General features: G+C 31.5%; 25 protein-coding genes and 1 pseudogene. 12 read left to right on the top strand and 14 right to left on the bottom strand.

Translation table 11 applies throughout. The annotated features are described in order from the left end of the window. The first annotated feature begins 4 nt into the window (after positions 1–4). The gene (locus Q9968_RS01120; RefSeq protein ID WP_305512724.1) at positions 5–445 is read left to right on the top strand and encodes a hypothetical protein; all 441 of its coding nucleotides are present in this window, start codon (positions 5–7) and stop codon (positions 443–445) included. Between the two features lie 73 nt (positions 446–518). On the opposite strand, the gene Q9968_RS01115 is transcribed toward Q9968_RS01120, so the two are convergent. The 3 genes from Q9968_RS01115 to Q9968_RS01105 all read right to left on the bottom strand — a co-directional run bounded on the left by Q9968_RS01115 (position 519) and on the right by Q9968_RS01105 (position 3,436). Further along, positions 519–1,550 (bottom strand): YeiH family protein, encoded by a 1,032-nt coding sequence (locus Q9968_RS01115; RefSeq protein ID WP_305512636.1) that lies wholly within the window; start codon positions 1,548–1,550, stop codon positions 519–521. A 340-nt stretch (positions 1,551–1,890) separates the two neighbouring features. Beyond that, positions 1,891–2,472 carry a ZPR1 zinc finger domain-containing protein gene (locus Q9968_RS01110; protein ID WP_305512635.1) on the bottom strand — a complete coding sequence of 194 codons (582 nt, stop codon included), beginning with the start codon at positions 2,470–2,472 and terminating at the stop codon, positions 1,891–1,893. After that, positions 2,465–3,436 carry a 3H domain-containing protein gene (locus Q9968_RS01105; RefSeq protein WP_305512633.1) on the bottom strand — a complete coding sequence of 324 codons (972 nt, stop codon included), beginning with the start codon at positions 3,434–3,436 and terminating at the stop codon, positions 2,465–2,467. The genes Q9968_RS01110 and Q9968_RS01105 overlap by 8 nt, the downstream gene beginning before the upstream one ends. Before the next feature lie 366 nt (positions 3,437–3,802). On the opposite strand from Q9968_RS01105, the gene Q9968_RS01100 reads away from it, so the two are divergent. Together Q9968_RS01100 and sepF are read left to right on the top strand one after the other, a co-directional pair. Further along, complete coding sequence (locus tag Q9968_RS01100) at positions 3,803–4,855, top strand: DUF1611 domain-containing protein (RefSeq protein WP_305512632.1); 1,053 nt, start codon at positions 3,803–3,805, stop codon at positions 4,853–4,855. Between the two features lie 5 nt (positions 4,856–4,860). Next, positions 4,861–5,409 carry a cell division protein SepF gene (gene sepF, locus Q9968_RS01095; protein ID WP_305512630.1) on the top strand — a complete coding sequence of 183 codons (549 nt, stop codon included), beginning with the start codon at positions 4,861–4,863 and terminating at the stop codon, positions 5,407–5,409. Positions 5,410–5,425: 16 nt separating this feature from the next. Here sepF and Q9968_RS01090 read toward each other — a convergent pair whose 3' ends face one another. Continuing rightward, a complete protein-coding gene (locus tag Q9968_RS01090) occupies positions 5,426–6,328 on the bottom strand; it encodes a TDT family transporter (protein WP_305512629.1) in 903 nt (300 codons plus the stop codon). After that, the gene (locus tag Q9968_RS01085; protein ID WP_305512627.1) at positions 6,329–7,084 is read right to left on the bottom strand and encodes a TatD family hydrolase; all 756 of its coding nucleotides are present in this window, start codon (positions 7,082–7,084) and stop codon (positions 6,329–6,331) included. It lies immediately after the preceding gene. Positions 7,085–7,393: 309 nt separating this feature from the next. Between Q9968_RS01085 and Q9968_RS01080 the strand changes: the two genes are divergently transcribed. After that, positions 7,394–8,179, top strand: a complete 786-nt coding sequence (locus Q9968_RS01080) for a transcriptional regulator FilR1 domain-containing protein (protein WP_305512625.1) — start codon at positions 7,394–7,396, stop codon at positions 8,177–8,179. An 8-nt stretch (positions 8,180–8,187) separates the two neighbouring features. Here the strand turns inward: Q9968_RS01080 and glyS are convergent, their stop codons facing one another. The 5 genes from glyS to tfrB are packed head-to-tail and all read right to left on the bottom strand — an operon-like array spanning position 8,188 to position 13,724. Continuing rightward, positions 8,188–9,882, bottom strand: coding sequence for a glycine--tRNA ligase (gene glyS / locus Q9968_RS01075; RefSeq protein ID WP_305512624.1), 1,695 nt, complete (start codon positions 9,880–9,882; stop codon positions 8,188–8,190). 12 nt (positions 9,883–9,894) lie between these two features. Continuing rightward, on the bottom strand, positions 9,895–10,482 hold the full coding sequence (dcd, locus tag Q9968_RS01070; RefSeq protein ID WP_305512622.1) for a dCTP deaminase: 588 nt from the start codon (positions 10,480–10,482) through the stop codon (positions 9,895–9,897). Between the two features lie 21 nt (positions 10,483–10,503). Beyond that, positions 10,504–11,331 (bottom strand): DUF362 domain-containing protein, encoded by an 828-nt coding sequence (locus Q9968_RS01065; RefSeq protein ID WP_305512620.1) that lies wholly within the window; start codon positions 11,329–11,331, stop codon positions 10,504–10,506. After that, positions 11,328–12,236 (bottom strand): TrmJ/YjtD family RNA methyltransferase, encoded by a 909-nt coding sequence (locus Q9968_RS01060; RefSeq protein WP_305512617.1) that lies wholly within the window; start codon positions 12,234–12,236, stop codon positions 11,328–11,330. Before Q9968_RS01060 ends, Q9968_RS01065 begins: the two co-directional genes overlap by 4 nt. Before the next feature lie 12 nt (positions 12,237–12,248). Further along, a complete protein-coding gene (gene tfrB, locus Q9968_RS01055; protein ID WP_305512723.1) occupies positions 12,249–13,724 on the bottom strand; it encodes a fumarate reductase (CoM/CoB) subunit TfrB in 1,476 nt (491 codons plus the stop codon). Between the two features lie 106 nt (positions 13,725–13,830). Between tfrB and iorA the strand changes: the two genes are divergently transcribed. Genes iorA through Q9968_RS01040 form a run of 3 tightly spaced genes read left to right on the top strand, consistent with a single transcriptional unit; the run spans position 13,831 to position 16,645 of the window. Beyond that, the gene (iorA, locus tag Q9968_RS01050) at positions 13,831–15,723 is read left to right on the top strand and encodes an indolepyruvate ferredoxin oxidoreductase subunit alpha (protein ID WP_305512614.1); all 1,893 of its coding nucleotides are present in this window, start codon (positions 13,831–13,833) and stop codon (positions 15,721–15,723) included. 4 nt (positions 15,724–15,727) lie between these two features. Beyond that, positions 15,728–16,312 (top strand): indolepyruvate oxidoreductase subunit beta, encoded by a 585-nt coding sequence (locus Q9968_RS01045; RefSeq protein ID WP_305512612.1) that lies wholly within the window; start codon positions 15,728–15,730, stop codon positions 16,310–16,312. 54 nt (positions 16,313–16,366) lie between these two features. Further along, positions 16,367–16,645 carry a hypothetical protein gene (locus tag Q9968_RS01040; protein WP_305512610.1) on the top strand — a complete coding sequence of 93 codons (279 nt, stop codon included), beginning with the start codon at positions 16,367–16,369 and terminating at the stop codon, positions 16,643–16,645. Positions 16,646–16,703: 58 nt separating this feature from the next. On the opposite strand, the gene Q9968_RS01035 is transcribed toward Q9968_RS01040, so the two are convergent. Then, positions 16,704–17,135 (bottom strand): amino acid-binding protein, encoded by a 432-nt coding sequence (locus Q9968_RS01035; protein ID WP_305512608.1) that lies wholly within the window; start codon positions 17,133–17,135, stop codon positions 16,704–16,706. A gap of 4 nt (positions 17,136–17,139) precedes the next feature. After that, on the bottom strand, positions 17,140–18,444 hold the full coding sequence (locus Q9968_RS01030; protein WP_305512606.1) for a phenylacetate--CoA ligase family protein: 1,305 nt from the start codon (positions 18,442–18,444) through the stop codon (positions 17,140–17,142). Between the two features lie 550 nt (positions 18,445–18,994). Here Q9968_RS01030 and Q9968_RS01025 point away from each other — a divergent pair. From Q9968_RS01025 to Q9968_RS09645, 3 genes are all read left to right on the top strand, one after another. Continuing rightward, complete coding sequence (locus Q9968_RS01025; protein ID WP_305512604.1) at positions 18,995–19,159, top strand: hypothetical protein; 165 nt, start codon at positions 18,995–18,997, stop codon at positions 19,157–19,159. A gap of 101 nt (positions 19,160–19,260) precedes the next feature. Further along, positions 19,261–20,871: a sodium:solute symporter gene (locus Q9968_RS01020; RefSeq protein WP_305512602.1), complete on the top strand. Its 1,611-nt coding sequence runs from the start codon at positions 19,261–19,263 to the stop codon at positions 20,869–20,871. Beyond that, positions 20,871–20,984: a symporter small accessory protein gene (locus Q9968_RS09645; protein ID WP_342765934.1), complete on the top strand. Its 114-nt coding sequence runs from the start codon at positions 20,871–20,873 to the stop codon at positions 20,982–20,984. The genes Q9968_RS01020 and Q9968_RS09645 overlap by 1 nt, the downstream gene beginning before the upstream one ends. Positions 20,985–21,009: 25 nt before the next feature. On the opposite strand, the gene Q9968_RS01015 is transcribed toward Q9968_RS09645, so the two are convergent. After that, complete coding sequence (locus Q9968_RS01015; RefSeq protein ID WP_305512600.1) at positions 21,010–21,546, bottom strand: DNA-3-methyladenine glycosylase I; 537 nt, start codon at positions 21,544–21,546, stop codon at positions 21,010–21,012. 194 nt (positions 21,547–21,740) lie between these two features. Here Q9968_RS01015 and Q9968_RS01010 point away from each other — a divergent pair, with 194 nt between their 5' ends. Then, on the top strand, positions 21,741–22,457 hold the full coding sequence (locus tag Q9968_RS01010; protein WP_305512598.1) for a carboxymuconolactone decarboxylase family protein: 717 nt from the start codon (positions 21,741–21,743) through the stop codon (positions 22,455–22,457). 45 nt (positions 22,458–22,502) lie between these two features. Then, on the top strand, positions 22,503–23,885 hold the full coding sequence (locus Q9968_RS01005) for a glutamate synthase-related protein (RefSeq protein WP_305512596.1): 1,383 nt from the start codon (positions 22,503–22,505) through the stop codon (positions 23,883–23,885). Between the two features lie 33 nt (positions 23,886–23,918). Here Q9968_RS01005 and Q9968_RS01000 read toward each other — a convergent pair. Then, a pseudogene (locus Q9968_RS01000) lies at positions 23,919–24,242 on the bottom strand (pyridoxamine 5'-phosphate oxidase); the annotation flags it as partial. Positions 24,243–24,313: the final 71 nt, after the last annotated feature.

The following is a 24,313-nucleotide window of genomic DNA, read 5'->3' as shown; positions in this document are numbered from 1 at the left end:
AATGATGTCTGAAGAAGAAAAAATTGAAGAAAATTCTGAAGAATTCATTGAAGAAGATGATGAAAAATTACCTTTCGCTAAAGCAGAAGTTGTACGTTTAATGAAAGAAAATTTAGACGACGACAAAATGATTAGAGAAAGAGTAAAAGTTGAAATGAATAAATTCTTAGGTGAAGTTCTAAAAAATGTATGTAAACAATTAAATGATTACCCATACACTACAGTTGAGTATGAAATGCTTAAAGAGTCCACTTACCCATACACAAACATTGAAAGAATTAACCAAGAAAAAGAAAGAATTTTGTTACATTTAGAAGCTATTAAAGCAGATTGTAATGCATTAGCTATGGATGTGCAAAAAACATTAAAATTAAAAGATGTTGTTGAAGAAGACACATTTGCTAGTTTTTCATTAGATAATGATGAAGAAGAAGATGAAGAATAATTCTTTCATCAACTGAAAAGATGTAATTTGAGATATTTTCTTAATTACATTATTTTATATTTTTTTACTTATTTTACCAAAGTCCCATAAGATGTTGGGAGAATAGACTTACAGCAGTAATGGCTATCCAACAGGTTGCACCAAGAATTAATGGTTTTCCGCCAGTTTTAACAAGTTTTATAATATCGCTGTTTAATCCGATAGCTAACATTGCCATTACAATAAAGAATTTACTTAATTCTTTAAGCGGCATGAACAGATTTGCATCTGCACCAAAACTTATCGCAATAGTTGTTATAATTGATGCAATGATGAAATATGCAATAAACATGGGAAATGCATTTCTTAAACTAAATGATTCTCCTTCATTTTTCGTATTTCTAGCTTGTAATAATGAGAGAATTAATGTTATTGGAATGATTGATAATGTTCTGGTTAATTTCACAGTAACTGCTTTGTCTAAAGTTTGGGTTCCAAGACCCCACATGTTATCCCATGTAGCTGCGGCTGCCGTAACGGAAGAGGTATCATTAATCGCTGTTCCAGAAAATATGCCAAATGCTTCTCCGTTTGTTGTTGAAAAACCTAACATTTTTCCCAGCATTGGAAATATTATCGCAGCTAGAACATTAAAAAAGAATATTATAGAAATTGACTGAGCAACTTCCTCATCATCTGCGCCAATAACAGGAGCAGCTGCTGCAATAGCTGAACCTCCACAAATAGATGATCCCACACCAACTAATACTGCAGTATTATAATCCATATTCATTAATCTTTTCATAATGATTGTTACAATTAAAGCTATTAGGATGGTTCCAATAATAATTGGAAGTGACTGTAACCCAGTAGCTACAATAACATTTAAATTTAATCCGAAACCTAAAAAGACAATAGCTGTCTGGAGAATATATTTGGAAGTAAAATTGATTCCTGTGGAAATTTCTCCTTTATCATTCCATAATAGGGATATAATCATTCCAAGAATAATCGCTATGATAGGCCCACCTATGATGGGGAATGCATTTCCTAACATCCATGATGGAATAGCAAAAGCTAAACAGATTACTACTCCATAAATGAAATTTTTATCAAGATTTACCATATTAATCACTTAAAGTTAATTTAAAAAATAAATTAGTTTAAACATTAATCGTTTATTTAGGTGATGCTATAAATAATTTTGGCTCTTTTAAACTTTAGTGATTTTTGATTGATATCGTACTTAATTTATTTCACGATAGGCGGTTTATTGGCGTTAAATTATAAAAATGCCTCCATATCCGAAAACAGTTTTTTGTTTAATGAAATCCTCCAAGTTTTTGAAAGTGGCAATATGACTTTGACAAAATATATTTAATCACAGAACAATATTTGCCCATATTGATTTTTTCATTTTTTCAGGATACCATAAAAAATATGTGCTGTTTTGTTTTTAATTTCAATCAAGTATCTTCAATGTAGCTGAAACCTGTTTTTAATTCACGCAATTCATCTTCAGGAATTTCTAAAATCTCAACATTGTCACTTACAATATTGCTTTGTCCAAATGGGTCAAGCATTATTAAAGTAGCATTTTCATTTCCATCTTTAAGCTCTTTAATATGATTCAAAACATCCAATCCGTTTTTTTGAGATTCATCATCTTCAAATAGATTCAAAGCTTTTTTAACCGCACTTTCAAAGCGAGTAAGCACTCCTTCAACATTAGTTACATAACCTTCGGACTTTGGACCGGGTTCAACTTTAATGCCAATTTCAGGAATAATTACAGTAGCAGATTGTGATCTAACTACTCTAATTGATAAATTATTCTTATTTATTTCAAGAATATATTTTGCAGGGTCATTTTGTTCCAAAGTTATAATGTCAGAGTGTTTAAATCCACATGAAGGGCACTTTATTGTTGTTTCCATGACTTTTCCAAAATGGGGTATTTCTATTTCTTTCATTATTGATTTTGCAACACCTTCAATGGAGCACACGGGACATTTAATAACCATTTCATTAATTGTTTGATCATCCATTTAAAACATATCCTTTTTCATTCAATTCTTTTATAATTTCATCGAGTTTTTTCTGATTTGAAGCGCAAATTGTTGTTTTCCTATATTCAGATAGCTTATATAATTCAGTCAAATATTCTTTTTTACTTTCATCTTCATTAATATTTTTAATAAACCTTTCAGCGGCAGTCCTATCATTAACATGAATGTTGCGACTTAATGGTTCTTTAAATCCTTTAATGTTATATGTAATTTTTTCGAGGCTTCCACTATTTTCATTGATTATTATATTTATGACGTCTTCTAATTCCTCAACTGTATTGATTAGGTTGATTGTTGCACATGATTTGTTGATTATTGATAATATTTTTTCTAAAGTTTTATCAATTGATTCTGCATTGATTATATGAACATTATTTGCTTTTGCTTGTAGCAGTAAGTGATTGTGAATAATTCTATTTTCTTTAAAGAAATCCAATTGTTTTCCACCTCGGTGTATCTGAATAGCTCTTTTTACAAATCTTTCTTTATGCGATTCCTCATCAGAGCTTAATACAAAAAAGTAGATGTTAGCGTAATCTTTAAATTGTTCTATATTTATTAATCCTGGGACTAGATGAACTCCTTCAATAACAATATCATCATAATCAGTAATTGCTCTTTGAATAATCTTTTCAAGTGCAGGAATGACATAGGAAGCATGATCGTCGAATCCTGCTGAAACCAATTCGTCATAACTTGTGTATCTGCTTTTATTTCTAATGTTTTTATAGGCATCGTAAGATGAGCTATGTAGTGCTGGAGCATACTCTTTACCAATAATGCCCCTTACCACCGCTCTTATAAAATCACTTTCGATTAAATGTTTGATATTCAATGTTTTTGCCAATTCAGCCGCAATGGTGGACTTTCCAATTCCCGATGCACTTCCAATTAGTATAACATAAGGTTTTCTTGTATCATTATTGGGGGTTTCATTAGTCATTATGATTATATTTGTAGTCTTATTAATAAAAATATATATTGGTTTTTGCATAATCCTAATTTTGAAATTAACTGTTTTAACTCAATTGAACGAAATAATATTGAAATTGTAAATAAATTTATTTTATTGCATTATAGTTGATTAAAAAACATTATATTTAAAAAAGCTATTTTTTTTATTAAAATATTTTTTTGATTATTTCCCATAAATGAACTTTTTTGCAAAAAAACATTATACTTTATTAATGTGAAATACTATATATTAATACTAATAACATTTTTTAAAAATTATTTTTTGAAAAATTTAATATTGATATGGTTAATTATTAGTTATAAGTTATAAATTATTAGAATAGGGGTGACATTATTGTATTCAGTAAAATCAGTTAAAGAAATTCAAGATTTAAATCCATTTGTTGTTGTTGGTTGTGGAGGTGGAGGAGAAAAATTCTCTAACCTTGAAGGCGTAGAAACAGTAGGTTTCATTGATGATGATGTTAAAAAACAAGGAAAACAGTTTTGCGGTCAAATTGTCTCTGGTAGTTTAGAAGAATGTTTAAAAGAGGCACCCAATGCCAAGTCCTTAGTTATCATGTTGCCTATTGGTGCTGAAGGCATTGCATTAAAATATGCCGTTCAGGCAATTGACGCAGAATTGAATGTAGTCACTTCATTTAGATCATTATCCATTGAGGAAAATCTATCTTTAAAGAAATTTGCTGATGCTAAAAATGTTGTTTTAAAAGAAATTAGTCCAAGATTAGATGTTGTTAAAAAAATAGCCGGTGTTGCCCCTAGAAAGTCATGTGAAGTTTTACCTAAAATATCTTATACTCCTAAAGCACCAGTAATCTTTGTTGGAGGAACCTCGCAGGAATGTGGAAAAAGAACAACTACTAAAATGCTTGGTTTAGCAAGTAGGGAAAGAAGATTAAATCCAGCAATTATATCTACTGATGAAATGGGTTTGGAGGAACCCACTGATTTTAATTTTAGAGTAGGAAGCTTATCTGCTATGGATGTACCATCAGCAGTTTTATCCGCTATTAAATATGTTGAAGATAGAAAACAACCGGATATTATTTTCATTGAAGGCCAATCAAGTTTAACTGAAAACGGAAATCCTCATCCAAGAGGTTTATCAGCGGCAATTCTAATAGGGGCTGCTCCTGATGCAGTGATTGTTGGACACAGGCCTAATCATCCCTACAGAGAACCTAAAGGAATTGAAGAAGAAATTAAAGCTATTGAGGCAGTTGAACCTACCAAGGTCGTTGGTCTTTCAATCAATCTTAAAAATGCTGATTTAGATATGTGTCCTGAATATTTTGAATCCAAATATAACTTACCTGCAGAGGATGTTTATAATAATGGCGCTTCCAAATTATTAGATGCAATAGTTGAATATCTAAAGGAGTAATTTAAATGAGTTTCAAAGATGACTTAAAAAGAAGCTTAGGCTTTGAAGAAACAGATAGTAACAATCAAAAACAAGGTTCCAGTATTTTCGATTCAATTCGTGATGCTTTAAAACCTAAAGAAAACCAGAACATGCAGCAAAATAATGCTCAACAACAGTATAGGCAAAATCCACAACAACATTATAGGCAAGCTCCTAGACCTGCCCAAGCCCATAATCCTCGTCCTCAACCAAAACCAACTCCAATTTATGATGATTTTGATGATTTTGTAATTACTCCAGAACAATCTTTTTATGAAATTGTTTTAATTAGGCCGAAAACAATTGATGATATCAATTATGTTGTTGATCAGGTAATTGAAGAACAAAATCCTGTTATTTTGGATTTGTCTTTCTTGGAAAAGGAAAGTACGCCTAATTTTAGATTGGCTGGTGATAAAATCAAACAGATGAGATCTAGATACGGTGCTCAGGCATTATTGCTTTCACGTACAGATGATAAGAATTTAATTATTATTTCTCCTAAAAAAGTAAAAGTAATTAATAAAAATTAAGTAGATTAACTTCTACTTAACTATTTTTTAAAAAACCAATATATCTATTTGAGACATAAGCCACTATCATTATGGCTATTATAATTTCCGCTGTTAAAATACAATTTAAAGGAGTAGTTGAACCAACCACTTTTATAACTCCTTTTGTTGCAAGAGCACTTATGACAAATGGAAATGTAAATGCTGCAAAACTTGGATAGAAATCCAAATTCCTGTATTCTATTAATTTATAAAGTGCAAATATGTAGAATATACAGGATAGGCCATATAAAATCAGCAAGAAAGGGGTATTAATATTGGTTGTCGAATTTAAATATCCCACAATCAATATGCTCATTAATGCCGTGAAAATACATATCAAAGGTTTGTTCATAGGGGGAATTTCATCATGGATGAAGTATCTATAAATTACAAGGGGAGATGTTAATATCATTGATATAAATCCGATTAGGAAAAATATAAATCCGTGTGGTTGTGCATTGTGGGCAGGTGATGTGACGGCGGCCATTGTAATTCCAATAAACACTATCCAGTAGCTTGGATAGACTGTGGAAATATCAAAATTACATATGATAAAATGATAGGTAAAGTAAATCATTAGCATTAAATGTAATACAATTCCAATTATCCAGATAGCATATGCAATACTTGGCACAAAATTTATAATGTATGTAGATATAAGCATCACGCTCATCGAAAAAGTTCCAGAACTGCTTACAATTACAGGATTTTTAAAGTCTTGTTTAACATCCTCAAGGCATAAAACAACTTTCAAAATAATTGAAACTAATATAATAGCTCCAAAAAATCCAAATAAATGCCTTATATATGGATGTATGTCCTGTAGGAGATTTCCGAGTGAAAATAATGCAAGCATAAGTCCTGCAATTGGAATAGGTATTTTTTTTATAATGTTCACTTAAATCTTAAAATATTTTTGAGCATTTTTGAATGCCACTTTTTCAACTTCACTGTCCTTATAACCTAACCTTTTTAATTCACGAACAGTTTTTGGTACTGAAAGCGGATCTGAAGGTTTATTGCTCATATCACTATTTAATAAGAAATTATCAAATCCATATTCATCTAAAATTGATATTGCTTCTTCCTTATCCATTTTTTGAGGCTGTACTGTCAAACCGATCATATAATCGTTATCATAAACATCATCAATAATCTTTTGATTAACATGGTCAATAACTGCATTTTTTTCATCTAAATGCTCTGGAACAATATTTAAAATTACTTTTAAAACTTCTTCTTTGTTTTTTCTTGGTGTATGTATAATCACTTTGGTGTTTGTTTCATCTGCAATATCTAACTGCTTTTTAAAAATATCAATTTCTGAATCTGTTAAGTCTTCAAGACCGATTTCACCGATAGCTACGATATCCTTATTTTCTATCCATTTATATAAGTTTTCAAAGATGATTTCAGGATTTAAATTTGTATTTGTTGGGTGAATTCCTAATGCGACTTTTAAATCAATCCCATGTTCAGATGCTCTTTTTGTATCTAATTCCAGGATTCTGTTTAGATGATTTAATAAAATAAGTTCATGTTCTATTTTGTAAGGATAATAACTGCATGTTATTGCTTTGTCTATTCCAGATAGATACATATCTCTAAAATCTTCTCCACTTCTAGCATCTGCATGAATATGTGTATCAATCATTTTATTCACTTATGGCATTATGATTTTTAAATATAAACTTTTTATATAATATTTTAACCATAATGTTTATTAATTTTACTTTCCAAGTGTCGCATTTAAAAACGATGTATGGATTACTAAAAATATACAACATTGGTATTTTACTATCTTTATTGTATTTTTTTTTTGAAAGATTGTTAAATATCATGGACATAACTGCACCAATCTGATATTTATTCAGTTTGCAAATTCACTTTTTCACATTTTCTCACTTCAGGAGATTTTATATTTTTTAGTAATAAAAAATAATGATATAAGTAATACTTGTTGGTGATTAATTTGGAAAATAATGAAAACTATTTAAAAAGCTATGATTCGATTTCAGAAGAAGTAAAATACCTTGCAAATTCAATAATTAGATTAAAAATATTGGCAACATTATTTGAGTGTCCTTTAAATATGAAAGACATAAACAGTATCACTTCCTTAAGTTATAGTTCGATATCCAGTAATTTGCATAATTTAGAGCTAAAAGGACATGTGTACAGAGAGCACAATAAGTATTTTTTATCCAATTCCACTAAACTGAAAGTAAGGCAAGTATTAAAGTTAGGTAATTTGATTACTTTGTTAAATGAGTTCTTTAATATTTTGGATAAACATCTGGTTTGCATGATTCCTATTCACTCAATTGCTGAGTTATATTTGCTTAACAATGTCTGCCTTATTGAATCGGGTGGTGTGGATGCATATAAAATTTATAACTTCATTGAAAAATCATTGGATGATGCGGAAGAGGTTAAATGTATTTTGCCATTTTTCCATGAAAATTTCAACGATAAACTTAATGATTTGGTGAAGAATAACAAAAAAGTCGAAGTAATGGCTCCACTGGGTCTTTTTGAAGTCTTTGATGAAAAATCAGAAATTGAAAAATTATCTTTTTTCAGTAGTGAAAAGACATTCTTGTTAATCATTACAAACGAATCAATGATTTTAGGTCTTTTTAAAGAAGATGGTTCTTTTGATCAAAATAGATTATTGACCTCTAAAAATATCGATTCAATAAACTGGGCAAATAATCTATATGAAAATTTTAAAATTGAAAATAAATGAGTTAAAACTCATTTATAATATTTTTCTAAGTAATCGTTTAACTCATCAATCGGAATTCTTTCTTGAGCTTCACTGTCTCTGTCTCTTACAGTCACTTGATTGTCTTCTAAGGTATCAAAATCAACTGTAATTGCAAGAGGGATTCCAATTTCATCGGCTCTAGCATATCTTTTACCAATAGTTCCACTCACATCATATTCCACAGTAAAACCGGCCATCCTTAAAGTTTCAGTTAACTCCTGAGCTATTTTACGCAGGCCTTCTTTATTGAGAAGTGGGTAAATACCCAGTTGGATAGGGGCAATTGATTTATTAAATTTAAAGTAATCTTTTCCTTCTGTTTCAGTAAATGAATGCAATAAAACAGAATAAGTAATACGATCAATACCAAATGAGGGTTCAATAACGTGGGGAATGATTTTTTCACCAGTTATTTCTTCTTCAACATCTTCGAAAATGAGCAAATCTTCGCTTACTTCATAAGTTTTATCTAATTCTACAGTAAATTTCCCTTCATTTTCAATTGCAGCTTTAATATCCTCTACATCCGTATCTTCAATTGCTTGTTTTATTTTTGGAGAATTTCCTTTAAATATTGGTCCGAATTTAGATAAATTAGGTTTAACAATTGTTTTTTGAACTTTTTTAGGTTCGTCATATTCAATAAATACATTTAATTCATCATTACTGTATTTAGAGTGTGAAGATAAATCATAATCTCCTCTATCAGCTATTCCGATTATTTCAACCCATCCATATTTATCAGTAAAAACTTCAACGTCCCAGCAATCTAGTGCATAGTGGGCCATTTCTCCCTTTAAATGTTGTCTGAATCTTAAAACATCTTCAGGAATACCAATTTCAGTTAAAAATTTACGGGCTAAATATAATTGATAAATCAACATTTCATTAGCTACAATTCCTTTATCTAATGCTTCACGAGCAGTAATTTCCAAAGGTTCTAAGTTGTTTTCCTGAACTTCTTGTGAGTTTAAGCGCAAAACTACATTTTCAATTTGTGAAAATTTAGGATGTGTTTTATTTTTAGGATTTAAAAAGATTTCCGCTTCTGCTTGTGTGAATTCTCTAAGCCTAATTACTCCCTGTCTTGGTGAAATTTCATTTCTGTATGCTTTTCCAAGCTGAACGGCTCCAAATGGCAATTTTCCTCTGAAAAATCTTTCTAAACGTTTAAATAAAATAAAGATTCCTTGTGCAGTTTCAGGTCTCATGTATCCTACTTTATCTCCTTTTGCACCAATTTCAGTTTTAAACATTAAATTGTAATTCCAAATTTTGGATAATTTTCCTTCACAATCTGGACAGGTAATGTTGTTGTCAATAACAATTCGGTCAAGTTCTTCATTTTCTAAACTTTCCACATCTTCTCCAATGGCATCTTCAATAATGTGGTCTGCTCTGTAAACTTCTCCACAACTTTCACATTTACACATTGGGTCTGTAAAGTTATCAACATGTCCTGATGCTTTTAAAACTTCTTTTGGCATTACTGTAGGGCCTTCGATTTCGTAAAATCCTTCACCTGAAACGTATTGTTTTCTCCATTTCTGCATGATATTATTTTTAAGGCTCGCTCCAAGAGGACCATAATCTGTAAAACCGGATACTCCAGAGTATATCTCAAAAGAAGGCCATAAAAATCCTCTTTTTGCACTGATGTTTGACATCTTATCATGATTCATAAAATTTAACTCCTATTCTTTTTTTAATTCATAATCTAGCTTAACTCTACTACTCTCCGGGCGGGTTTGACCCATGTATTTACTATTTCTATCTGGATGTCCATAAGGCAATTCAGAAGGCGTTGTCATTGTTTCAAAAACAATTTGACATACTCTTTGACTGGGGTATAAAGCAACAGGCATTGCGCCGATGTTAGATATCTCTAAAGTGATGTTGCCTTCAAAACCAGGGTCAATAAAACCTGCAGTCACATGCATTGTAACACCTAGTCTGCCCATGCTTGAACGACCTTCTACTCTTGCAACAAGGTCATCAGGCACTTTAACATACTCTAAAGTGGTAGCTAAGGCAAATTCGTTTGGGTGAATTATAAATGCTTCCCCTTTTCTAACGGTTGTTGATTCCATATAGGAATCGATATCTTCTTCATCTTTCGGATCAATATAAGGTTTTCTAATTACTTTAAATACTTTAAACTCCTCTCCTAATCTCATGTCAACAGAGGATGGTTGTATTTGTTTTTCATCTAAAAGTGGTTCAATTTCTATTTTGCCTTCTTTCAAATATTTTTTTATAGTTTTATCACTTAAAATTGCCATATTTTCACACCAGTTATGTTTTCATTCTTTTATTTCAAGTAAATTATCAATTCTATTAACTACTCTGTCAATAGTTTCATCAGTGTAGTTGATTGTTATAGCATCAAATTTACACACATTAACACAAAGGCCGCAACCTCTGCAGATATCATAATCAATAGAGATGTTATTATCTTTTAAACTTATTGCCTGAAACATGCAAACTTCATCGAGACACTTTTTACACATTTTGCATTTATCTTCATGAAGTTTTACTTCAACGCCCTCAAGTTTCTCTAATTTATCACTTATTGAATCATCTAAATTAGGATATACTTTCCATAAACAACAACATGGACAACAATGACATATTGTCAATAATCCTTTTGCAGGTTTAATATTCATCCAAATAGTGTCAATTTTATTTCTTCCAATAATATGGCTCAAACCAGCAGCATCTGCTTCATCAACTTGAGTTAAAGCTTCTTTTACTGTTGCCTTTCTACCAATATGGCTTGGAATTTTATTTGCTGTTGGATCTAAGAATATGCAACCTATGTCTTGAGGATAATCGCTACATCCGTTTGAAGTTCTGCAAAGACAGGTGTTCATAATAACAATGTCTCTGCAACGTCTAATCACATCTTTAATAACTTCAGTAGGTAAAAATTCAGAACCTTCTGATTCTATTTTCTGATTTACGTTTATAGTATTGGGTATAACAATGATTTCATCATCTTCAAAAAGAGTTTTGTCAATGATGTTTCTATATATATTTGATTTTTTAGTAATTTCAGCTATCCAAAATCTCCAATTGAATATATATTTAAGGGCAAATCTACTGATATCTACAAATCTAGGCAGCCTCATTGTTCACCAAGTTTATTTTTCAATCGTCTTAAAATCCCATTCAGAGTATGTGTTTCACGTCCAGTAATAAATGCACGTGATATTATATTATTAAAAGTCTTTTTACCATTTCTTTTTTTATGTTCGGGAATATTTAAGGAATCTATTAACTCATTCATATTCTTTTGCAGATATTCTTTTTCTAAAGAACTACTTTCCTTCAGTCCTTCTACACCAAATTCATGCTTATTTTTAAACAATTCATAAAATATGATTGCAGCCGCATGTGATATATTCATTATTGGATAAGTGGGATCGGTTGGAATGGAAACACAAATGTCACAGTTTTCAATTTCTTCATTTGTAAGTCCATTTCCTTCTCTTCCAAATAATATTGCTATCTTATTTGAAACATTCATTGATTTGCCAAGTTCTTCGGGTTTAATTGGAATTCTTGATAGATTATAACTTCCTCCCGCCATTCCGGTTGAAGCGACTTTAAAATCGATTCTCTGTGATTGGTAAAAACTATCTAAACTTGGATAAATTTTTGCATTTTCTACAATGTATTTTCCATGTGTCGCCTGATAATATGCTTCGTTTGTTAATGTTGGAGGATTAATTAAAACCAAATTCTTCAATCCAAAGTTTGCCATGGTTCTTGCAAGAAAACCAATATTTCCAGGAGTTTCACATTCCACAAAAACAATGTAAATGTTGTCTTTAAAGAGGTTTATTTCCTTTTTTTCCTGGTCTCTTATGAGTTTAACTCTTGCAGTACCTCGGGATTGTTCAGTTGACTTGGATTTTTTCTTCGAAGTTGATTTTTTCTCAGGTTCATTTTTTTCCTTGTTTTCACTAGAAGACATTGTCGTTGTTTCAACTACTTTTTCTTCACTTACAGCAGCATCTCCTATTTCAATCAACTCCTATTTTAACTATTCATATGCTTTATCTAATAATTCAAGTATGTGCAATGATTCAATATTTCCACAATCCATGGCATCTAAACCATCTCTTAGGTTTAACTTACAAAACGGGCAAATAGTTATAACTGCATCAGCACCAGTATCTTTAATCATTTTCGCTTTTGATTTTGATAAATCCATTGCTATTTCAGGTCTACCAGATTTTATTCCTCCTCCAGCACCACAACATTGGCAGGGATAAAGCATTTCTTCAAATTCAACACTCGGAATCATTTCAATAATTTCCCTTGGTTGGTCTTTAATTCCCTGACCTCTTCCTAAGTGACATGGGTCATGATAAGTGACTTTCATATCTACTGGTTTTAACTTAGATGTGTCAATTTTATCTACCAGAAATTCGCTAATGTCCATAACATTTAATTTAGAACCAAGTTCTGGATGATTATTTTTTAAAGTGGCTCCGCAACCGGAACAAATGGTAATTATTGTATCATAGTCTTTGAAAACTTCTTTATTTATATCAACGAGGTTTTGAACAATGTCTGTCTGACCTGTCCTTAGGAGTGGTGAACCACAACATACTTGTCCTTCAGGAACATCAATGTCAATGCCATTTTCTTTCAATATTTTAACTAATTTATGGCCGGTTTCAGAGAATTTGTAATCAACCATACATCCTGTAAAGAACGCTATCTTTGAACCGGTATAATTTTCAACTTCTTCAATAAATGAAGGGTTATCTGTTTTAATTGATCTTCCGGTTTCTAAAATATTTTCTTTAAATCCAACATGCTCTGGAAGCGGTCCTGAACCATTTGCAACAGCAATAGCTCTCATTTTTTCAATGGCGTCACCAAAGGTATTGATATTTTTAGGACAAACTGCTAAACATTTGCCACAGCTAGTACAGTTATATAATCCTTCATCAATGGCTTCTTTAAGCCTGTCATAGTTATCTCTTGAATCGGTTTCAAACTTTCTGATGTATCTCATTAGGTAAGGTCCGCCAAATTCGGCTGTTGCAATATTGACAACCGGACAGGTAGAATAGCATGAATAGCATTCAATACAACTTCTAACTTTTTTAGTTTCTTTTGAATCTTCTTTACTTATGTTGGTGTCAAGTTCATCAGATGTGTGATTGCATTGAAGAGATAGTTCCAACTCTTTAACTTTTGCCTCAATGCTAGATTTATCCACAATTAAATCTTTAACGACTGGAAAATTAAGAGGTTCAATAATAGCGCCGTTTTTTATTTCTTTTTGACAAGCTAAAGCACCGTTTCCGTTAAATAAGATCCCGCAGGATCCACATTGGCCTGCTCTACAGGAACTCTGAAAACTAATGTCTGCCTCGTATTTTTCATTAATAGCTTGTAGTGCATCAAGAACTTTCATATTAGGTGTTTGCTCTATTTCATAACACTCTAAATGTGGTTCTGTATCGGTTTCACTATTAAATCTTGAAACATAAATTTTTATCATCATCTCCCCTCCAAAATTGTAAGCTTATAAAACATTATAATATAATATTTATACCTTAAACTATTATATAATATATTGTATTAATTATAATTTTGAGGAAAATATAATGAATTTAAAAGAATTAGTTACAGGGGGCTCTGGTGAAAAACAATTTTTACTAGGTAATGAAGCTGCAGTTAGGGGAGTAATTGAAGCAGGTGTTTCTATTGCAGCTACCTATCCCGGAACTCCTTCATCAGAAATTGGAAATGTGTTATCAGTTTTGGCTAAGGATGCTAATATTTATTTTGAGTTTTCCACTAATGAAAAAGTTGCTATGGAGGTTGCAGCTACTGCAGCTGCTTCAGGTTTGAGATCATTTACTTTTATGAAGCATGTTGGTATGAATGTTGCGGCAGATTCATTCATGACCACTGCATACTCTGGGGTAACTGGCGGAATGGTAATTCTGTCTGCAGACGACCCATCACTCTTTTCATCTCAAAATGAACAAGATACTCGTAATTATGCAAGGTTTGCAAATGTGCCTATTTTAGAGCCATCAAATTGTCAGGAAGTAAAAGACATGGTAAAATATGCATTTGATTTATCAGAACAATTTGGTTTGCCAGTTATTGTTAGAACAACTACACGTGTATCTCACATGAGAGGAGTAGTTGAGTTTGGTGAGGTTAAGGATAATTCATCAAATAATAATGGTCATTGGAGGAGAGGTCACTTTAAAAAAAACCCATCTAAATATGTTCCTATTCCGGCATTTGCAGGGGATATGCATGTTAGATTATGGGATAAAATCCATAAAATTGAAGAGTTAACTAACAAAAGCGAATACAATAGGGAAGTTACTTTGACTGATAATAAAAAATATGCTTTAATTGCTTCAGGTAGCGCATATAATTATGCTCATGATGTTTGTAAATTTAATAGTGTAGATATTAACATATTAAAACTGGGATTTGCTTACCCATTTCCAAAAGATAAAGTTTGTGAATTTTTAAGAGATGTGGATGAGGTATTCATTGTTGAAGAGGTTGACCCGATAATGGAAAGGGAAACTTTAGCTGCTGTTGGGGATGAAAAATTAAAGGTTAAGGTTCATGGTAAGCTTGATGGAACTTTTCCATTGTATCATGAATTCAACTCAGATGTGGTTGCAGATGGATTAAATGACGTATTCAACTTCAAAGAAGATGTTAATGTTAATTATTCATCAAGTTTAAATAAGCTAGAAGAAAATTTACCTTCTCGTGCACCTGTATTATGTGCAGGCTGTCCTCACAGAGCAATGTATTATGGAATAAACCTTGCAATTGATGAATTGGGTTTAAAAACATCAGATGTAATATTTGCTTCAGATATTGGTTGTTATACTCTCGGTATCAATCCGCCATATAATGCTGCTGATTACTTATTGTCTATGGGTTCAAGTGTTGGTGATGGTTGCGGATTTTCCGTTTCAACTGATCAGAAAGTAGCAAGTTTCATTGGGGATTCTACATTTTTCCATAGCGGTATTTCACCATTAATCAATGCAGTACATAATAAACATAATTTTGTCTTAACTGTTTTGGATAATAGAATTACAGCTATGACTGGTGGTCAACCAAATCCGGGCATTCCTGTTGATGGAATGGGTGATGAAGCTCCTGAGGTATCTATTCGTAAATTAGCTCTTGCTTGCGGATGTGATTATGTACGGGTAATTAATCCATTTAATTTAGAACAAGTTGTTAAAACTTATAAGGAAGCATTTGAAAGACAGGATACTGCAGTAATCATATCAAAAGCTCCATGTACTTTAATCAAAGGTTTAACTAAAAAACCTCCAGTTCATTTAGTTGAGAAAAACTGCAATCATTGTGATAAATGTGTAAGCGCATTGGCTTGTCCGGCTATTTCAAAAGTCAATGGCAAAATTGTCATTGATGAATCACAATGTGATGGATGTAATGTGTGTATACAAGTCTGTAAATATGGTGCACTGGAAGCAGGTAGGTGATAATATGGATAATCATTATAATATTTATATTTGTGGTGTGGGAGGTCAAGGAATTATTAAAACTTCTACAATCATAGGTGAAGCTGCAATGACTCAAGGTTTGGATGTAGTGATGAGTGAAATTCATGGCATGTCTCAAAGAGGAGGATCAGTTTCTACTGAATTAAAAATTGGAGGATACAACTCATCAATTATACCAAATCATGCAGCAGACATGTTACTTTCTTTTGAACCGGTTGAAACAATAAGAGGACTTGATAAAGTAAACTCAGAAACTAAAATTGTTTACAATACTCATCCGATTATTCCATCTTCAACCAATAATCCTTATCCGAGTGTGGACAGCATCACTAAGACTCTAAAAGAAAATTTCAATCATGTACTTCCAATTAATGGAACTCAATTGGCTATTGATGCTGGAAGTGTTTTATCTTTAAACATGGTTCTTTTAGGAGCTGTCACTGCTGATGATAAGTTTCCATTAACAAAAGAATCAGTTATTGATGCAATGAAAAATAATTTAAAACCTAAATTTCATGCAATGAATTTAAAAGCAATTGAAAGTGGATATAAATCTATCAAAGGTTAAATTTTAAATAGTAATTGTAATAAAATATTATTATATAATAACAGTTGTGGTATTATGGTGTATAAAATTGACAATGCTATCGTAAAAAAAGACAGGGACGGTAGAATAACACTAATCGACCCAGACAATGTTTTCAAGGATGAAGATGCGTTTATTGCAGTTAAAAGTGATGATTTGATTACTATTCAGCTTTTAATTAACGGTATTTTACATAATGATTTTAAAAGTTGGAGAGAATTAGGAGTCATTCCTGAAAATGAGCCTCTAAAAAGCCTTTTCGTACGTTTAGGTTATTCAAAAGAGGATGTAGCTAATTTATTAAAAGAATTCTAGCTATTTTCTTTTTCACTATTTTTTAAAAAATAAGTATTAGAAAAGAAGTTAATCTTTTCTATAACTCTTTTATGTCTTTGTTATCTAATATTTTAATATTGGAATCTTTTAAAGCTTCAATAGCCTTTTCCATATTCTCTAATCGCATTACAACAATGGCTTCATCTGTTTTACTACTTACAAATGCATATAAATATTCTAGATTAATATTTTTTTCATCAAAGATGGCCAATGTTGAATTTAATCCATTAGGCTCATCTGGAATTGCTAAAATAATAACTTCATTTTCTTTAACAACAAAATTATTCTTTTCGAGAGCTTCAATTGCTTTTGCATTATCTGAAACAATTAGTCTTAAAATTCCATATTTTGCAGTATCTGCAATGGATAATGCTCGAATATTAATATTCTCTTTAGCCAATGTGTCTATTGCTTTTTTAATTCTTCCTTCTTTATTTTCAACGAAAATTGAAATTTGTTTAACTGCCATGTTTTCACCTTTCAAAGTCTCTTTCATCAATTACACGAATAGCTTTACCTTCACTTCTTGGAAGTGATTCCGGTTCACAAATAGTCACATCCATTCTAAGTCCTGTTTCTGATCTGATGGATGATTGAATTTCTTTTTCCACTCTTTCCATTTCTTTCATTTCATCGGAGAATAGTTCTTTTGTAGCTTCTACTCTAACTTCAACTTCATCTAAAATATCCGGTCTTGTTACATGGATTAAGTAATTAGGGGTAATTCCACTAACTTTAAGCAATGCTTTTTCAATTTGTGATGGGAAAACCATAACTCCTTTGATTTTTAGCATATCATCACTTCTTCCAGTGATTCTTGTCATTCTAACAGTAGTCCTTCCACATTCACATTTTTCACCAACAAGTGAGGTCAGATCTTTTGTTCTAAATCTTAGAATAGGCATTCCAGTTTTAGTTAATGAGGTTAATACAAGTTCTCCTTTTTCACCATAATCAAGTGTTTCTCCAGTTTCAGAGTCGATAATTTCAGGGTAGAAATGGTCATCTTGAATGTGCATGCCGTTTTGTTCACCACATTCCTGAGCAACACCTGGCCCCATAACCTCTGTTAATCCATAAATGTTATGTGTTTTAATTCCAAGGGAGTTTTCGATTCTATTTCTCATTTCAGTGGTCCACATTTCAGCTCCATGTATACCTGCTTTTAAGTTAATGTTTTTGAGAGGGATTCCGGCTTTTTCTCTGGATTCTCCAAGATACATTGCATATGAAGGAGTACAAGTTAAAATATCACTTTGGAAATCTATCATTGTATCTAATTGTCTTTTTGTGTTACCTGCTGAAATTGGGATAGTTATTGCACCCATTCTATTTCCTCCGTGGTGAATGCCAAATCCTCCGGTAAATAATCCGTATCCGTATGCATTTTGAATAATGTATTCTTTTTCGGTACCTGCCATTTTAAGTCCACGTGCAATACATTCTCCCCAGATATCTAAGTCATTTTGAGTGTATGCGGTTACAGTTGGTTTTCCAGTGGTTCCGGATGATGCATGAACTTCTACGATTTCATCACGAGGTACCGCAAGCAATCCTAGGGGATATGCCTGTCTTAAGTCACTTTTTGTTGTAAATGGGATTTTTTCAATATCTTTCAATGTTTTAATATCTTCTGGTTTTAAATTAATTTCATCAAAACGTTTTCTATAAAACTCTACATTTTCATATGCGAGTCTTACAGTTTTTTTAAGTCTTTTAAGTTGAATTTCCTCTTTATTTTCTTTACTCATACATTCTGCTTCTTCATTCCAAAACATGATATCCCTATTTATCAAATTTTTCTCAATATGTTAAATATCCACTTTAGTTCATATAAAACTTTGTTATGCAGTTTAATTTTCATAATTAAATTTTTTTACACATGTTATCTGATATTGATTTTATCTTCTCAAATATTAATTAAAAGAAAATATTTACTTTATATTATATATCATCTTTTTATAGCTATCAAATAATAAATTCAAGTTCTGATTAATATGTATGACAAATTTAAACAAGGCATATTGGAATTTGAACAGAGAAACTATGAAAATGCATTTAATCATTTTGAAAAATGCTTTTAAATATCCATAAAAGTGAAACGCCCATCGGATCATTACAAACCATAAGATATAATATATATTAAAATTAATAACCGGCCGACTTTTCCATTTAAACCGTTTAAAAAAATTTCAATTTATGGAAAAATATCTTCAAAGCACTATTTCAAGTGTAAAAAGCACTCCGAACATTAAATAATCTCTCTCCAATTCCAAAATCAAAATTTTAAAAAATCACATTATTGGACAGACTCGACATATATTTTTCATGATTGTGGAGAAATTATTAAAATTTATTCTTTATGGTCGACTTTCTGAGGATTTAAATGCACAATCATTATTGGCTCAGGAGTTAGATTTGTCAATTGATGAAGCATTAAAAATCATGTTTGATTTTAAAGAAAATGATAAAATCTTTGGCGAAACCTATTGAGTTAATTATTTTGTTGTATAAATTAACATAATGTTTAAATATTTTTTTAATTAAATATGTAATTGGAATAATTTTATTATTATTTTTAGAGGTAATTATTTATGGACGTTATGATTTTAGCAATAATATTTATAGTGTACATATTTACCTTAGTATTTGTAGGATATTATGCCTATAAACAAACTAATTCTTCTGAAGACTTCATGATTGCTGGTAAAGATACTCACCCATTTATCATGGCAATGAGTTATGGTGCAACTTTCATATCCACGGCAGCTATTGTAGGTTTTGGAGGAGTGGCTGGTGAATATGGAATGAGTGTTTTATGGCTTGCATTCTTAAATATTATTGTTGGTGTATTTATTGCATTTGTATTTTTAGGAAAAAGAACTCGTCGTATGGGTCATGCATTAGGGTCTTTGACCTTTCCTGAATTTTTAGGAAAGAGATTCGATTCTAAATTTATCCATTATACTTCAGGGTTAATTATATTTTGCGCAATGCCATTATATGCAGCTGTAGTTTTAATCGGAGCTGCAAGATTTTTGGAATCTTCTTTATTAATTGATTTCAGTATTGCACTTTTAATCTTGTCAATTATTATTACATTTTATGTATTATTTGGAGGAATACGTGGTGTAATGTATACTGATGCATTACAAGGAACAATCATGGTTGTTGCAATGCTATTCTTACTTGTATTTGTCTATTGGTTGCTTGGAGGAGTTGATACTGCAAACACTGCTTTAACAAACATGGTTAATTTATACCCTGCCGAAGCCACTGCAAAAGGAGGTACGGGATGGACCGCATTTCCAGAGTTCGGAACACCGTTCTGGTGGTCTCTTGTATCATCTACTTTAATTGGCGTAGGTATTGGTGTACTGGCACAACCTTCCTTGATCGTAAGATTCATGACAGTTAAATCAGATAAAGAATTAAACCGGTCTGTTTTAATAGGAGGTATATTCATCGCAATCATGCCAACAACAGCTTATATTGTCGGATCTCTTTCAAATGTCTACTTCTTTGAAAAATTAGGCAAAATCGCAGTAGATGTAGTTGGAGGAAACATCGACAAAATCATTCCAACATTTATCACAATGGCACTGCCTGAATGGTTTGTATATATCTTCTTACTATCCTTAATTGCAGCTGCAATGTCAACAATATCTTCACAATTACATACTCAGGGAACTGCATTTGGTGTAGACATTTATGGAACAATAAGAAATAAATCCAAACAAAAACTAGATCAGGTAAGTATTTCAAGAATTGGTATTTTAATAGCCATTATTTCAGCATTGGTAATGGCTTTTTCACTTCCAGGAAGTGTGGTTGCATTAGGCACAAGTTTATTTTTTGAAATTTGTGCAGCTGCATTTTTGCCAGTATTTTTAGGTGCTCTTTACTGGAAAGGAATTACAAAACTTGGAGCTATTGCTGGAATATTGTCTGGAACTTTTGTAAGTTTATTCTGGATGGTATTTGTATTTGCAAAAACAGCTACTGGACTTGGAATATGCAAATTCATTTTTGGTGTGAATACTTTATTATCCGTTGCACCATGGCCATATATTGATGTAATGTTAATAGCAGTGCCGATTTCAACAATTTTTGTTATTGTAGTAAGTTTACTTACCAAGCCTCCTGCTCAAGAGGTTATTGATAATGCATTTAAAGATATAAATAAAAGAGGAAGTGATGCTTAATGATGATTTTCGGAATAGAAGATCCTGGAATTTGGGGTGTTTATTTAGGAATTATCTTATCTACACTTTTATGCATTGTTTATGGTATTATGTATTGGAACAAAGACGAGTAATTCAATTACTCTCTTATTTTTTATTTTAATATTTGAAACAGTCTTTCTGATGATTGTCTATAATTCCAACAGATTCTAAATAGGAATAGATTATTGTCGGTCCAACGAATTTCATTCCACGTTTTTTCAAATCTTTAGAAATCTCTTTAGATAAATCGGATTCAGTTAAAAATTCTGCTTTTATGATGTTGCCATCTGTAAAAGACCATATATATTCATTAAAACTTCCAAACTCTTGTTGAATTTCAACAAATACACAGGCATTGTTAATTGCTGAGGTAATTTTACCTTTATGGCGGATGATCCCTTTATTTTCCAAAAGCTCATTAATTTTATCTTCATCATACTTAGATACTTTTTCAACATTAAAGTTATCAAAAGCCTTTTTGAAGTTTTCACGTTTTTTTAGGATAGTTATCCATGAAAGTCCTGCTTGAAAAGATTCTAAAACAAGCATTTCAAATAGTTCCCTATCATCATGAGTTGCCACGCCCCATTCTTCATCATGATACCTTATATACAACTCATCATCACCTGTCCAAGTGCATCGATTTTTATTCATAGAAATATTATTGAAAATTTAGTTTAAATAAATTTCTAAAAAATAGAGGAATCTATATTTCTGAATTTTATTTTTTAACTTTGCAATACCTTTTTCATTGGTTTTTGATTTCTAGGTTTTACCATCATGCTTTTTAGCTGATTTTTGCATATATCTTTATAGTTTATTAATCTTATTTTAAATTAGTGATAAAAATGAATGAATTATTTGAGAATTTTAATCGTATTGAGATACATGACCCTGAATTTCATGAAATTTTCAAAATCTTTGCATTTAATGAAGTTTTTGAATATTCTAATTTAAGTGAAAAAGAATCTATTCTTGTTATTTTGGCATCTTTAATCGCTTGTCAATCACCTAAAGCATTTAAAAAAATATTACTTTCTGCTTTAGATAAAGAAATTTCTCCTGAAGAGGTTAAAGAGTTACTTTATCAATCGGTACCTTATGTTGGTTTTGGCCGTGCCCATAACTTTTTCGGCATTGTTATTAAAGTATTTGATAAAAAAGGAATTGAATTGCCTTTAGGTGATAGGGCGAATATTACTTCTGAAAATAGATATCAAAAAGGTCGTGAAATTCAAGAGAGTTATTTTGGAAGCGAAGTGGTTGAAATGATCAACGATACAACTCCCGAGGGTCAAAAACATTTCAATACCTTTTTAGAAGGTTTTTGTTTTGGTGATTTCTATTCACGTGATGGTTTAAATGATAACCAAAGAGAATTGATAACATTTGTTTTTATTGCAACTTTAGGAGGGTGTGAAAATCAGCTTAAAGGTCATATTCAAGCTAATTTAACACTAGGAAATACTAAAGAAATATTGATTTCCACCATAACAATTATTTTGCCCTATATCGGTTTTCCAAGATCTCTCAATGCTTTAAGTCTTATTAATGGGGCATGTTGATATCTTTTTATATTATGTTGTTTATAATAATCAATAGGTGAGATTATGAGATATAAATGTACAGTTTGTGGTTATATTCATGATGAAGAAGCAACAGGCATATTATTGAAAGATTTAGACAAATGCCCTATCTGTGGTCAACCTATTTCTAAATTTGTCAAGTTGGAAGAATCTCCATTAAATGAAAGTACCGAATTAACTGTATCTGATTTATCTTATGATAGAGATTTTGCAAAAAGTGATGTTGAAATCAGGTTCATGGATGAAATTCACCAGATGGCTGTAAATGGCCAATCAGTAGTGTCTGCAATGTACACGGAATTGCCAATGCCAAATTGGGATGAAATTTTGATTTTAGGCAATCAATTAAATCCGCAACCATTGGAATCTGATGTTAATGTAAATACTCAAACAATCATCGGCAAAAATGCAAAAAAACCATTAATTATTGAATCTCCAATTTATATTGCTCACATGTCTTTCGGTGCATTATCTAGGGAAACAAAAATTTCACTTGCTAAAGGAGGGGCAGGCATTAAAACAGCTCAATGTAGTGGTGAAGGAGGAATATTGCCTGATGAAATGAAAAATGCTTATAAATTCATATTTGAGTATGTTCCTAATCAATATTCAGTAACTGAATATAATTTGAAAAATGTTGATGCAATTGAAATTAAAATAGGCCAATCAACTAAACCGGGTCTTGGAGGTCAACTTCCGGGGGATAAAGTAACTTCTCAAATTGCTGAAATTAGAGGAAAAATGATTGGTGAAGATATTCACTCTCCTGCAACATTGCCTAATGTTTCAACAAAAGAAGACTTAAGGGATTTAGTCGACGATTTAAGAGAATGTTCTCAGGTTCCAATCGGCATTAAATTTGCAGCAGGTAGAATCGAAGAAGATTTAGAATATATTCTGCATGCTCAACCGGATTTCATAACAATTGATGGTCGTGGAGGATCAACCGGTGCAAGCCCAAAATTAATCAGAGATTCTACTTCTGTTCCAACAATATTTGCACTTTCACGAGCTCGTAAATATTTAGATGAACATGAAAGCGACATTGATTTAACCATAACTGGGGGGTTGAGAGTGTCTTCTGACTTTGCAAAAGCTCTTGCTATGGGTGCTAATGCAGTAGCTATTGGTACTGCCGTTATGATGGCTGCAGCTTGCCAACAATATAAAATTTGTGAGGGTGGAAACTGTCCAGTAGGTGTTGCAACTCAAGATGATGATTTGCGTAAAAGATTAAAAATCGAAATTGCTTCTAAAAGAGTTGAAAATTTTTTAAGAGTTTCTAATGATGAACTAAAGACTTTTGCACGAATTACTGGCCATAATGATGTACATGATTTAAATATTAATGATTTATGCACAATCAATTCTGAAATATCCAATTACACTGATATCAGACATGTTTAATTAAAAAAATAATGTGTATTAATGTTTTAGACATTAATACTTAAATTCATATGATTCTTCAACATCCATGATATTTCTGATTTCAGCTGTGGCATTGTCAAGGTAGAATGTACCCATTTCCCAATTATTGGATTCATATAATTCTTTAATATCTGGCATGAGTTCAAATGCTTTTTTGTTAATTTCTTCATTTTTATCAAGTATTGCCTCGCCATGGTATCTAAGGAAGTGTTTCCCGTCCCATGCAGCTATTTCAACATGAGGATTTGCTTCCATTTGTTTATATACTGCTTTGAATGTTCCAACTCCGAAGAAAATTTTATCTCCTTCTAATAAATGGAATCCAATCGGTCTTACTTTTGGTTTTTTGTTAAAATTTCATCTACTTTTTCAATATCTGACATGTTTACACCTCTCTTTATATATTC

The sequence above is a fragment of the Methanobrevibacter sp. V14 genome, assembly GCF_963082475.1.
Classification (GTDB): domain Archaea; phylum Methanobacteriota; class Methanobacteria; order Methanobacteriales; family Methanobacteriaceae; genus Methanocatella.
The sequence above is the reverse complement of the archived record's forward strand: the minus strand, read 5'-3'. Positions and strand labels throughout refer to the sequence as shown.